Here is a 12,688-nt window from a genome sequence, read left to right as displayed (position 1 = left end):
CATGATGACCGCCGCCTGTAGCGCGACATCGGCCCCGGGCTGCCAGAGAGCATGATGACAGCCAACTGCGGCGCGATATCGCCCCCGGCTGCCAGAGAGCATGATGACAGCCAACTGCGGCGCGATATCGCCCCCTGGGGTCAGGGGGCATGATGACCGCTGGACTCCGCCACCTGGGGGACCCGCTCCAGCAACTTGAGGGAGTGGGCCCGTCCCACCGCCACCTGGCGCTTGATGTCGTCCGGCAGGAAGGGCAGGCCATCGTTGGTGGCCGTGTCTATGGTCTGGATCCACTCCATGCCCTCCCCCGGGGGGGGCAGCCGAAACTGGATGTCGTAACCGCTGGCGTTGAACAGCACCAGCCAGCGCTCCCCCTCCTCGTCCAGCGCGCCAATGTCCATGGCGAAGGCTTGCCCCATGGGGGCCTGCCAATCCTGCTCCGTGAGGCTGTGGCCATCCGGGTGATACCAGTCGACTCTGTGGCAGTTCGCCTGAGGCCCGAACCAGTCGTCGTCACACAGGCGCAGATTGGAGAAGACCTCGGACTCGGACCTCAGGGCCATCATCTGCTGGGTGAAGGCGAGCAGCCGCTCATCCTCCGGCCGCCACTGCCAGTTGACCCAGCTTATCTGGTTGTCCTGGCAGTAGGCGTTGTTGTTGCCAAGCTGGCTACGCCCCATCTCATCCCCACCGAGAAAGTGCGGCGTCCCCTGGGAGAGCAACAGGGTGGCGATCAGGTTGCGCTTTTGCTGCTGGCGCAGGTTGTTGATGCGCGGATCCAGGGTGGGCCCCTCCACCCCGTGGTTGTAGGAGAGGTTGTGGCCATGGCCGTCCCGGTTGTCCTCACCGTTGGCCTGGTTGTGGCGCTGGTTGTAGGAGACCATGTCATCCAGGGTGAAGCCGTCGTGATAGCAGAGGTAGTTGACGCTGGTGTGGGGCGCTCGCCAATTCTTCGGAAAGAGATCCCTCGATCCCATCAGCCGGGTGGCGAGTTCCGCCATCTTGCCGCCATCCCCGCGCCAGAAGGCGCGCACCGTGTCCCGGTAGCGATCGTTGATCTCCTGCCACTGGCTGGGAAACTGGCCGAGCCGATAGCCGAACGGGCCTATGTCCCAGGGTTCGGCGATCAGCTTGACCCCGGCGAGCACGGGATCGGCCATCACCGCCTTGAAGAAGGCCCCCATGGGTTCGAACTCCCCCACTTCCCGGGCCAGGGTCACCGCCAGATCGAAGCGAAAACCATCCACCTGCATCTCGGTCACCCAGTAGCGCAGGGCATCGAGCACCAGGCGCAGGCTGTTGGGGTGATCCAGATTGACGCTGTTGCCACAGCCGGTGACGTTGGCGTGGCGGCTGTAGTCCGGGCCATGGGCCCCCGCCTCGAACGCGTAGTAGCCCGCGTTGTCGAATCCCTTGAACGACAGCATGGGGCCATCGAAGCCCGACTCGGCGGTGTGGTTGTAGACCACGTCCAGGATCACCTCGATCCCGGCCCGGTGCAGCTCGCGCACCATGGTCTTGAACTCGGTCACCGCATCCGCCACGGCGTAACGCGGCTCGGGGGCGAAGAAGGCGACCGGGTTGTAGCCCCAGTAGTTGGTCAGCCCCAGCTGTTCCAGCCTGGGTTCGGCCATGAAGGCCGCCACCGGCATCAGCTGCAGCGAGCTGATCCCCAGCGCCTTGAGGTGCGCCAGGATATGGGGATGGCACATGCCCAGGTAGGTGCCACGCTCGGCCTCGGGAATGGCCGGATGCAGCTTGGTGAATCCCTTGACATGGGCCTCGTAGAGGATGGTCTGCTGGTTCGGGATCCCAGGCTTGGTGACCCCCTGCCAGTCGAAATCATCCTGGACCACCACCGACTTGGCCTGCATGGGGGCGCTGTCTCCCTCATACAGCTCGGGATCCCAGCGCAGCGGGCGGGAGAGGGCGCGGGCGTAAGGGTCGAGCAGCAGCTTGTCGCCGTCAAACAGCAGGCCATCCTGGGGATCCCCATAGACGCGATAGCCGTAGCGCTGCCCCGCCTTGATGCCGCTCACATGGCCGAAGCTGTACTGGCCCCGCCGTCCGGGCAGCACCAGCCGCGCCGTCTCCTGCTCCTGCTCGTCGTAGAGACAGAGCTCGACCAGTTCGGCCCGCGGAGCCCAGACACAGAACTCGCACCCCTCATCATCGAGCCAGGCCCCGAGGCGCAGGCCACTTCCCTTCACTATGTCGAGCATCAGGACTCCTGTTTGATAAACAAGGTCGCGAGCGGTGGCAGATCCAGCACTATGGAGTGCGCCATGCCCTGCCAGGGGGTCGGCTCGGCGACAAACACCACGCCCACATCATAGTTGCTGCCCCAGTAATGCTCGCTGTCCGTGTTGAGCAAGACCCGGTAGTGGCCGGCCGTCGGCACTCCCAACCGGTAGCGCTGACGCGGCACCGGGGTGAAGTTGCTGGCGATAAGCACGGGTGTCTCGCCCGCCAGATCGGCCCGCAGCCAGGCCAGTATGCTGTTGTCGGCGTCGTTGTGATCCAGCCAGCGGAATCCCTGGCGCTCGTGGTCCGCCTCGAACAGGGCGGGTTCGCTGCGATAGAGGCGGTTGAGGTCGCGGATGAGGGCCTGCTGCCCCGCGTGTTTCGGGAACTGCAGCAGCTGCCAGGGCAGCTGGGCATCATGGTTCCACTCGCTGCTCTGGGCGATTTCCGTGCCCATGAAGTTGAGCTTCTTGCCAGGGTGGCCATACATGTAGCCCATGTAGGCGCGCAGGTTCGCGGCCTGCTGCCACTCGTCGCCCGGCATCTTGTAGAGCAGGGAGTGCTTGCCGTGCACCACCTCGTCGTGGGAGAGCGGCAGGATGAAGTTCTCGTCATAGTGGTACACCATGGCGAAGGTCATCTCGTTGTGGTGATAGCGGCGATGGATTGGCTCTTTTTGCATGTAGCTCAGGGTGTCGTGCATCCAGCCCATGTTCCACTTGAAACCAAACCCCAATCCCCCCAGGAAGGTGGGGCGAGAGACGCCGGGAAAGGCGGTGGACTCCTCGGCGATGGTCACCGCATTGGGATACTGGTCGTAGACCGCCTCGTTGAACCACTTGAGCAGGCTGATCGCCTCGTAGTTGTGGTTGCCGCCATCGACGTTCGGCACCCATTCACCGGCATTGCGGGAGTAATCCAGGTAGAGCATGGAGGCGACCGCATCCACCCGCAGGCCATCGATGTGGAACTTGTCGAGCCAGTAGAGGGCGCTCGCCACCAGGAACTGGCGTACCGTATTGCGACCGAAATCATAGATGTAGGAGTTCCAGTCCGGGTGCCAGCCCCGGCGCGGATCCTCGTACTCATACAGCGGCGTGCCGTCGAAACGGGCCAGGCCATGGGCATCGGACGGGAAATGGGCCGGGACCCAGTCCAGGATGACGCCTATGCCCGCCTGGTGGCACTGGTCGACGAAATATTTGAAGTCATCGGCGCTGCCAAAGCGGCTGGTGGGGGAGAACATGCCCACCGGCTGATAGCCCCAGGAGCCGCTGAAGGGGTGCTCGGAAACCGGCATCAGCTCGATGTGGGTGTAACCCATATCGGTGACATAGCCGACCAGCTCGCTGGCCAGCTCGCGCCAGTTCAGGCTGTCGCCGTTGGAATGGCGCTTCCAGGAGCCCACGTGCAGTTCATAGATGGAGAGCGGCTGCTGGCGTTTGTCGCCGCCCTGGCGCGCCTGCCAGTCACCATCCTGCCACTGATACTGCTCGTGGTCGTACACCACGGAGGCAAACGACGGATACTGCTCGCAATAGAAACCGACCGGATCGCTCTTGTGGGGCAGCCGGTTGCCCATGGGATCCTTGAGCTCGAACTTGTAGCGCGCCCCCGCCGTGAGGCCGGGCACGAACAGCACCCAGTGACCGCACAGGCTGCGCTGCATGGGGTGACGGCGGCCATCCCAGAAGTTGAAGTCGCCGATCAGGCTCACCGCCGTGGCGCTCGGGGCATAGACGGCGAAACGCACCCCGGCGACGGGCTTGCCCAGGAGATCTATGGTGGTGAGCTGGGCCCCCAGGGTCTGGTAGAGATGTTCGGGGGCGGCCGTCAGCTCGGCCAGGCCGGTCCAGGCGGCATCCTGGCACTGATAGGGATCGACAAGCTCGGAGGTGGCGTCGGCGTAACGGACGAGTAACTGATAGGGAAAGGGATTCTTGCGGCGGGTGAAAACAGTTTCAAACAAACCTGGCTGGTCGCTGGGGTTGAGGGTGGCGACTATCTTGCCCGATTTGAGATCCTTGACCCGGACCTCGAGCGCATCGGGCAACCAGGCTCTCAACCGCAGACCGGGGCCATCCGGATTGGCACTCAGGCCAAGGTGAGAGAAGGGATCGGCACAACGGGCCGCAGCCAAATGTTCAACAAACATAAAAACATCCTTTGATAGCAGAGCATCCGCCCGGACCTGGGTCCGAACGGATGTAAGCGAGTCATGGTAATGCGACTCAACGACTGGCCTCATCGCGGGCCTGGGTCATCTTGCCTGCCAGCGCCTTGAGCGCGTCATTGGCAAAGATGTCCTCCAGATCGGTGGAGAGTTTGCGACGCCAGTTCGGGTATTCATAACTGGTGCCCGGCACGTTGACCGGTTTGTCCATCTCCAGCCAGTCTTCGAGCTGGGTGCTGAACAGGGCGCAGCTGCCGCGGGACATGTGCAGCTGCAGACCATGGTTGAGTTCGGTGTTCATGCCGACCCAGTTCACGTCGTGACTGATGTCGTCAGAGATGACCCCATGGGCGTGCAGGCTGTCGAGGATCCGCTGTTTGGCCTGGTGGCGATCAGCATACAGGGTCTTGAGGACGTCTTCATCCGGATACAATCCAAGCTGACGACCCAGGGCCAGATCATCGCAATGCCAGAAGCCCTTGAGGGTCGGCATGTCGTGGGTGGTCAGGGCGGACATTGCCTGCTCGGCATAGTGGGCCGGGGAGATGAAGCCACCGTCATCCTTGGAGCGTTCGAAGAAGAACACCTTGTAGGAGTGCACCCCGTTCTCCTTGAGGGTGACATCTATGCCCTCCGGCACTGTGCCGAGATCTTCCCCGATCAGCAGGCACTGGTTGCGGTGGGATTCGAGCGCCAGGATCCCCAGCAGGTCGTTGACCGGGTAATAGATGTAGGCCCCCTTGGCGGCGGACTCACCGGGCGGCACCCACCACAGGCGCAGCAAGGCCATCACGTGGTCGATGCGCAGCGCGCCGCAGGCACGCATGTTGGCACGGAACAGATCCACCATGGGCTGGTAAGCCGCCTCGAACAGCTGGTTCGGGTTCATGGGAGGCAGGCCCCAGTTCTGGCCGAGGGGCCCCAGGATATCGGGGGGCGCGCCGACCGAGGCCTTCGGGCAGTAGAGATCCCGGTTGGCCCAGATCTCGGTGGAGCCTTCGGAGACCCCTACCGCCAGATCCCGGTAGATCCCCATCACCATGCCGGCCGCCCTGGCACGGGAGTCCGCTTGTGCAAGCTGTTCATCGGCCAGGAATTGCAGATAGAGGTAGAAGGTCACGTCCTGCTGGTGCTCCGCCATCCAGGCCGCCACTGCGGGGTTGTGGTAGTCACGGAACTGTTCCGGCCAGACCGGCCAGCCCCAGGCATTCTCGCCCTTGGCGTAGAAGTGGGCCTGCAGGGCATCGAAGGCCGCCTGTTGTTGCAGGCTGTCGCCGCCGGCCGCCACGAAGGCATCGATGCTGGCCTGACGCTCTGGGCTGAAGCTGGCCTGGTCGAACACCTGACGCAGCATGCCGATCTTGGTCTTGATGACGCCGGTGTAATCGACGTTCTCCTTGGCGCGCAGGTCGGACAGGTGCTGTTGGAAGGCAGGGGTCGCCACCTCGGCCTTGAGTCGCTCGTTGGCCAGAAACTCGGGCACCGCCTCCACGTCGATATAGGCCAGGTTGAGCCAGCGACGGGAAGAGGGGCTGTAGGGGCTGGCGCTCTCGGGGTTGGCCGGATAGAGGGCGTGTATGGGGTTGAGACCCACGAAGTGGGCGCCCCAGGCGGCTGCCTTCTCGACCAGCTGGCCGAGGTCGCTGAAGTCGCCTATGCCCCAGTTGGTGCGGCTGCGCAGGCAGTAGAGCTGCACGCTCGGGCCCCACACCTTGCGCCCTTCGGCGATGGGAGCCTGCTTGAAGCATGCCTTGGGCGCGACGATGAGGCGCAGGCTGGCGAGCGGCTCGTCGTTGCCCTCTTCCAGCAGGGTCAGCTGGTGATAACCCAGCCCGGGCTGGGCATCCAGCGCGACCCGATAGGCCTGACACTCCATCTCTTCGAATTCGGCCACGCCGACCAGTTCGCCCTCGATGGGGGTGATCTGACCGGACAACAGCCCCCCCTGCTCCAACGCGAGCTGCCAGTGCAGGGCGTCGTTGACGAAATCGATGGGCAGACGGACTTCCAGGGTGATGGGCTCACCGCTGCGCACCACCATCACGGGATCCAGGGGATGCAGCCAATGCTGGCGGTGTTCCTGCTCCAACTGCTCGCTCAGGGCGGCCTCGTCATCGACGCGGTAACCCATGGCGCCCAGCATGGCGACTTTGCTCTCTTCGGACACCAGGGCCGGCTGGCCCCAGGCATCAACATACTCGCTGGCGATGCCTTTGGCGGCAGCCAGCTGTTCAATCAGGGTGGTCATAGTTTGAGAATTCCCGCTGTGGATTCTGTCTATACTATTTTGTTTAATTTTTATGGATCGGGCTCAAACGCTGGCGTCTTGGCCACGTCAAACCGCGGCTATTTTTACACATCTGGCCCAGAGGTTGTGTGACAAGGCAGGCACTATTGGGTTATCTCTTTCGACAAAAACTGGTAGTCAGTTACATAAACAGAAAATAAATTTCACAGTTTTTCATGATATAGCGCAATTTCAGACAGATTGTTGGTTGACTCACGGGGGAGTTCTAGTAAATTTACAAACGGAATTTTCTTTGACTACTGAACAGTTAGGTAACCAAATATGACTATCAAAGTAGGTATTAACGGTTTTGGCCGTATCGGCCGTTTCGTCTTCCGTCTGGCCGCCGAGCGTGCTGACATCGAAGTGGTCGGTATCAACGATCTGATCGACGTTGACTACATGGCTTACATGCTGAAGTACGACTCCACTCACGGCCGCTTCAAGGGCACCGTTGAAGTCAAAGACGGCAACCTGGTTGTCAACGGCAAAACCGTACGCGTTACCGCCGAGCGTGACCCGGCCAACCTGAAATGGGGCGAGATCGGTGTTGACGTTGTTGCCGAAGCCACCGGTCTGTTCCTGACCGACGAGACCGCTCGCAAGCACATCGCTGCCGGCGCCAAGAAAGTGGTTCTGACTGGTCCGTCCAAAGACGCCACCCCCATGTTCGTAATGGGTGTCAACCAGGACTCCTACGCTGGCCAGGACATCGTTTCCAACGCTTCCTGCACCACCAACTGCCTGGCCCCCATCGCCAAGGTTCTGAACGACACCTTCGGTATCGAGTCCGGCCTGATGACCACAGTCCACGCTACCACTGCTACCCAGAAGACCGTTGATGGTCCGTCTGCCAAAGACTGGCGCGGTGGCCGCGGTGCGGCTCAGAACATCATCCCGTCCTCTACCGGTGCTGCCAAGGCTGTTGGCGTCGTTATCCCGGAACTGAACGGCAAGCTGACCGGCATGGCCTTCCGCGTACCGACTCCGGACGTATCCGTTGTTGACCTGACCGTCAACCTGAAGAAAGAAGCCTCCTACGCCGAAATCTGTGAAGCGATGAAAGCCGCTTCCGAAGGCGCCATGAAGGGCGTGCTGGGCTACACCGAAGACGAAGTGGTTTCCACCGACTTCCTGGGTGAGCGTCAGACCTCCGTATTCGACGCCAAGGCTGGTATCCAGCTGAACAAGACCTTCGTGAAAGTCGTCTCCTGGTACGACAACGAAATGGGCTACTCCAGCAAGGTCCTGGACCTGATCGCTCACATCTCCAAGTAATTTGGGATGCGCGTTCGCGTAGCATGAAAAAGGCGGCCATTGGCCGCCTTTTTGTTTTTCTCTCCCTCGATGACAGGAGTCCCCATGCAATCCACTCGCCCCCTGACCGCCCACTGTCAGCTCGCCAACAACGCAGCCGGGCTGCCCATCCTCACCATCCACAACGATCAGGCCCAGGCGGAGATCAGTCTGTTCGGCGGCCATGTGCTGAGCTATCAGCGCCATGGCGAACCCGCCTCCCTCTGGCTCAGCGACCGTGCCGTGCTCGATGGCAGCAAGCCGATCCGCGGCGGCATTCCCGTCTGCTGGCCCTGGTTCGGTCCGGCTCCGGCCAGGGTCGGCGACGGCAAGCCCGCCCATGGCTTCGCCCGTACCCGGTTCTGGACCCTGGATGGGGTGAGTGATCACCAGGACGGCACCCTGGTGCACCTCTCTCTGGCGGAGGATGACGAGACGCTGGCGCTCTGGCCCCATGCCTTCGCCCTGGAGCTGGACGTGCTGGTGGGCAAGGAGCTCTCCCTGGTGCTGACCACCCGCAATACCGGCAAGACGCCTCTCAGCTACAATGCGGCCCTGCACACCTATCTGCAGATAAGCGCCCCGCAAGCGGTGAGCGTGACCGGGCTGGGCGAACCTTACCAGGACAAGCTGACCGGTCAGGATGCGCAGCAGCAGGGTCCCCTGGCGCTCACGGCGGCCATGGATCGCATCTATCGCCAGCCCGAGGCCATGGTCAGGGTCCAGGATGGCGATCGCACCACCCGGGTGGTGAGCGGCAACCACGACAGCGTGGTGGTCTGGAATCCCTGGGCACAGGGCGCCACCGCCATGGCCGACATGAGCGACGACGGCTATCGCACCATGCTCTGCGTCGAGGCGGCCATCACGGCCGAGGCTGGCGTCACCGTCGATCCGGACGAGGAGCACAGCTTCTCCACCGTGATCATCTGATCCTAGGGCGAGCGATGAGGGCTATCACTCCAACCTCGGCGTCGAGGCGGCCATCACCGCCGACCCGGACGAGGAGCACAGCCTCTCCACACCGTGATCCTCTGATCCCAGGGCGGGCGATGAGGGCTATCACTCCAACCTCGGCGTCGAGGCGGCCATCACGGCCGACGCCGGCGTCACCGTCGATCCGGACGAGGAGCACAGCTTCTCCACCGTGATCATCTGAAGCCAAGGCGACACGGCGCCCATAACGAAGGAGGGCACCCCTGGGGTGCCCTCCTTGCATTCACGGCGCCATGACTCAGGCGTTGCCCTGCACCTTGAGCTTGAGCTCGGCGGCAAAATCCAGCATGCGATCCAGCGGGATCAGGGCCTTGATGCGCAGCGCCTCGTCCACCAGGATCTCGTGCTGCTCGGCGCCTTCGGTCAGCGCCTCCTTGATGGCCGCCAGGCCGTTCATCGCCATCCAGGGGCAGTGGGCGCAGCTGCGACAGGTGGCACCATCACCCCCGGTCGGTGCCTCGACCATCTCCTTGTCCGGACAGGCCTGCTGCATCTTGTAGAAGATGCCGCGATCGGTGGCCACGATCAGCTTCTGCTGGGGCAGCTCGCGGGCCGCCTTGATCAGCTGGCTGGTGGAACCCACCGCATCGGCCAGTTCGATGACGGAGGCCGGCGATTCCGGGTGCACCAGCACGGCGGCGTCCGGATTCTGCTCTTTCAGCTCGCGCAGGGCGCGGGCCTTGAACTCGTCATGGACGATGCAGTGCCCCTGCCAGCGCAACATCTCGGCACCGGTCTTCTTCTCGATGTAAGCGCCGAGATGACGGTCCGGGCCCCAGATGATCTTGTGGCCCTGGCTGTCCAGATGTTCAACGATCTCGAGCGCTATGCTGGAGGTGACCACCCAGTCGGCCCGCGCCTTCACCGCCGCCGAGGTATTGGCGTAGACCACGACGATGTGATCCGGATGGGCGTCGCAGAAGGCGGAGAACTGGTCGATGGGACAGCCCAGATCGAGGGAGCACTCCGCCTTCAGGGTCGGCATCAGCACCCGCTTGTGAGGGCTCAGGATCTTGGAGGTTTCCCCCATGAAACGCACCCCGGCCACGATCAGGGTCTGGGCGGCGTGGTCGCGACCGAAGCGGGCCATCTCGAGGGAGTCGCCGACGAAGCCGCCGGTGGCCTCGGCCAGGGCCTGGATCTCGGGATCCGTGTAGTAATGGGCGATCAGCACGGCCTGCCGTTCGACCAAGAGTGCCTTGATCTCCTCGATGAAACGGCTCTTCTCGGCCTGACTCAAGGGGACGGGTTTGGCCGGGAAGGGGTAATCCATCTCAACCACGGGAGGAATACTGCTCAGTGCATTGCTCATTGCGACTGTTCCATCAACGCTTGGAAAGGTCAAAATTATAACCAGAAGCCGCGCACAAACCCATCAACAAATCCAGTACAGTACAACGGTCAGACCATGTCCGGATAATTCGTTGTCATTCTTGCCAAAAGGAGTTGTCGAATGAAACAACGCTCGCTCAAGACCAAGTTGTTGCTGCTGACGCTGGGGCTCTTCCTCGCCAGTGGCGTCGCCATGACGCTGATGCAGTCTTCCTCCCTGAACACCCTGCGCGATGAGATAGTGACCCAGACCCGAGGCGCTCTGGAACAGGAGGTGTCGCGCACCCTGCAATTCCAGGCCGAACGCTACGCCGTGCAAATTGCCGATCTGCTGCAACAGTCCTATCAGATCCCCCTGGGGATGGCGGCGCAGCTGGAGGGCAGCATGGCACGGCCGGATCTGATGCCAAGCCGTCCGCAGGTGGAACTGCTGCTCGGCAGCCGCCTGCGCCAGGCGGACGGGATCAGCTCCATTTATGCCCAGTTCGAACCCGATGGCTATGACGGGCAGGATACCGAGTGGCAGACCGGCGCCAGCCACTCGGTGGCAGGCAAGGGCAGCCTGGAGATCTATTTCACCCGGGAGCAGAACGGCGACATCGCGCAGCAGACCATAGACGCGGCAACCAGCGAAGCCAAGTTCGACACCTCCCGCAACGAGTTCGGCATTCGCAACAGCGAGTGGTACCTCTGCGGCCGTGACACCCTTCGCCCCTGTCTGATGGAGCCCTATCTCTACGAGATAAGCCCGGGCAAGCAGATGCTGATGACCAGCCTGACGGTGCCCATCCTCAAGGAGGGCAAGTTTGTCGGGATCACGGGTGTGGACATGAACCTGCCCATCTTCCAGCAACTGGCGGAGCACCTTGGCAAGAGCCTCTATGACAATCAGGCCGAGGTGACCCTGGTCAGCAAGATGGGCTTCATCGTCGGCAGCAATCGCCACGCAGACAAGCTGGGGCGCCCCCTGACGGAAGCCGGGCTGGTGGCACCGGACGGCAAGCCCCGGGATAGCGACAGCGACTTCATCTTGCAGCAACCCATCAAGATCGACGCCGCCGACAGCCAGTGGTGGCTGATGATCAAGGTGCCCAAGGCGCTGGCCATGAGCCAGGCCAACCTCATCAGCGACCAGCTCGCCAGCCTGCTGCAAGCCACCCAGCAACAGCAGCTGGTGGCCATCGTCGTCATCACCCTGCTGGCGCTGGGTCTGCTGGTCTGGTTTATCCAGAGCATCACGGCCCCCCTCTCCCTCATCAGCCGCCATGTCTCCCACCTCGCCAGCAGTGAGGGGGATCTGACCCAGCGGATGCAAATAGACACCCACCAGGAGCTCATCGAGCTGGGCGGGCAGCTCAACGCCTTCCTCGGCAAGCTGAGGGCCATGGTGCAGGGCAGCAAGCAGATCGGGCAGCAGGTTCATCAGCAGGCCAGGGGCATGAAGCAGACGGCCGATGCCATGCGCAGCAGCCTGGATGAGCAGAGTCTGGAGCTGGAGAGCGTGGTCAGCGCCATGCACGAGATGAGCACCACTGCGGTCAGCGTGGCGGGTTACGCCGAGCAGGCGGCGCAAGAATCCCAGGCGGCAACCCAGCATGTCAGCACGGCCCAGCAGACATTGAGCCGGGCCCGCAGCGAGATCCACACCCTGGTCGAGGACATGCATCAGGCGGACAAGGCGGTCGCCCAGGTGGCCCAGCGCAGCACCAATATCAGCCGCATTCTCGACGTGATCCGGGCCATCGCCGAGCAGACCAACCTGCTGGCGCTCAACGCGGCCATCGAAGCGGCGCGGGCCGGCGAGATGGGGCGGGGATTTGCCGTGGTGGCAGATGAAGTGAGGGCCCTGGCCAACAAGACCCGCTCATCCACCGACGAGATAGGCCAGCTCATCGGCAGCCTGCAAGCCGAGGTGAGCAGCAGCCAGCAGCTGATGAGCACGGGGATTGCCCGCTCGGTCAGCACGGTCGAGGGCACAGAACAGGCGTTCGAGGCGCTCAACCAGGTGGTGGCCCAGATCCAGCAGATCCATGATCACATCAGCCAGGTGGCGAGCGCCGCCGAGCAGCAGAGCGCCGTCAGCGATGACATCAACCAGAACCTGATGCGCATCGGGGATACCGCCACCACCCTGGGCCAGGAGGCGAGTGCCAGCCATCTGCTGAGCGAGGAGCTGGAGCAGGCGGCCACCACCCTGGCCGGCGAGCTCGAACGGCTGCGCACCTGACGACAGACGCAAAAAAGCCCGCAGCGATGCGGGCTTTTCAATATGGTGGTCGTTACTGGGCTCGAACCAGTGACCCCCTCCTTGTAAGGGAGGTGCTCTCCCAGCTGAGCTAAACGACCTGGGAATCTGTCCA

Annotated in this window: 8 protein-coding genes and 1 tRNA gene; 3 read left to right on the top strand and 6 right to left on the bottom strand. The window is 62.8% G+C overall.

All coding sequences use genetic code 11. The annotated features are described in order from the left end of the window. Positions 1–140: 140 nt before the first annotated feature. From glgX to malQ, 3 genes are all read right to left on the bottom strand, one after another. A complete protein-coding gene (gene glgX / locus ACW5W4_RS16090; RefSeq protein ID WP_456690055.1) occupies positions 141–2,222 on the bottom strand; it encodes a glycogen debranching protein GlgX in 2,082 nt (693 codons plus the stop codon). After that, positions 2,222–4,399, bottom strand: a complete 2,178-nt coding sequence (gene glgB, locus ACW5W4_RS16085) for a 1,4-alpha-glucan branching protein GlgB (protein ID WP_456690054.1) — start codon at positions 4,397–4,399, stop codon at positions 2,222–2,224. Before glgB ends, glgX begins: the two co-directional genes overlap by 1 nt. A gap of 76 nt (positions 4,400–4,475) precedes the next feature. Further along, entirely contained in the window at positions 4,476–6,665 is a 2,190-nt protein-coding gene (gene malQ / locus ACW5W4_RS16080; protein ID WP_456690053.1) for a 4-alpha-glucanotransferase, read from the bottom strand. A gap of 321 nt (positions 6,666–6,986) precedes the next feature. Between malQ and gap the strand changes: the two genes are divergently transcribed. Both gap and ACW5W4_RS16070 read left to right on the top strand, forming a co-directional pair. Then, entirely contained in the window at positions 6,987–7,982 is a 996-nt protein-coding gene (gene gap / locus ACW5W4_RS16075) for a type I glyceraldehyde-3-phosphate dehydrogenase (RefSeq protein ID WP_041992149.1), read from the top strand. 84 nt (positions 7,983–8,066) lie between these two features. Next, complete coding sequence (locus ACW5W4_RS16070) at positions 8,067–8,933, top strand: D-hexose-6-phosphate mutarotase (protein ID WP_456690052.1); 867 nt, start codon at positions 8,067–8,069, stop codon at positions 8,931–8,933. Here the strand turns inward: ACW5W4_RS16070 and ACW5W4_RS16065 are convergent. Both ACW5W4_RS16065 and nadA read right to left on the bottom strand, forming a co-directional pair. Continuing rightward, the gene (locus tag ACW5W4_RS16065) at positions 8,926–9,135 is read right to left on the bottom strand and encodes a hypothetical protein (RefSeq protein WP_456690051.1); all 210 of its coding nucleotides are present in this window, start codon (positions 9,133–9,135) and stop codon (positions 8,926–8,928) included. The two genes, ACW5W4_RS16070 and ACW5W4_RS16065, sit on opposite strands and share 8 nt — an antisense overlap. Positions 9,136–9,234: 99 nt before the next feature. After that, complete coding sequence (gene nadA / locus ACW5W4_RS16060; RefSeq protein ID WP_456690050.1) at positions 9,235–10,308, bottom strand: quinolinate synthase NadA; 1,074 nt, start codon at positions 10,306–10,308, stop codon at positions 9,235–9,237. A 141-nt stretch (positions 10,309–10,449) separates the two neighbouring features. On the opposite strand from nadA, the gene ACW5W4_RS16055 reads away from it, so the two are divergent. Beyond that, positions 10,450–12,555: a methyl-accepting chemotaxis protein gene (locus ACW5W4_RS16055; RefSeq protein ID WP_456690049.1), complete on the top strand. Its 2,106-nt coding sequence runs from the start codon at positions 10,450–10,452 to the stop codon at positions 12,553–12,555. 43 nt (positions 12,556–12,598) lie between these two features. On the opposite strand, the gene ACW5W4_RS16050 is transcribed toward ACW5W4_RS16055, so the two are convergent. Beyond that, positions 12,599–12,674 (bottom strand) — tRNA-Val (locus ACW5W4_RS16050). Between the last annotated feature and the right edge of the window lie 14 nt (positions 12,675–12,688).

Source organism: Aeromonas crassostreae, from assembly GCF_054052445.1.
Note: the sequence above shows the minus strand (reverse complement) of the source record. Positions and strands in the feature narration are given on the sequence as shown.

Bases quoted from the DNA above. Each gene is read 5' to 3' on its own strand.
- ACW5W4_RS16055 (WP_456690049.1), top strand. From the start codon at position 10,450: ATGAAACAACGCTCGCTCAAGACCAAGTTGTTGCTGCTGACGCTGGGG.
- glgB (WP_456690054.1), bottom strand. From the start codon at position 4,399: ATGTTTGTTGAACATTTGGCTGCGGCCCGTTGTGCCGATCCCTTCTCT.
- malQ (WP_456690053.1), bottom strand. From the start codon at position 6,665: ATGACCACCCTGATTGAACAGCTGGCTGCCGCCAAAGGCATCGCCAGC.
- nadA (WP_456690050.1), bottom strand. From the start codon at position 10,308: ATGAGCAATGCACTGAGCAGTATTCCTCCCGTGGTTGAGATGGATTAC.
- gap (WP_041992149.1), top strand. From the start codon at position 6,987: ATGACTATCAAAGTAGGTATTAACGGTTTTGGCCGTATCGGCCGTTTC.
- glgX (WP_456690055.1), bottom strand. From the start codon at position 2,222: ATGCTCGACATAGTGAAGGGAAGTGGCCTGCGCCTCGGGGCCTGGCTC.
- ACW5W4_RS16070 (WP_456690052.1), top strand. From the start codon at position 8,067: ATGCAATCCACTCGCCCCCTGACCGCCCACTGTCAGCTCGCCAACAAC.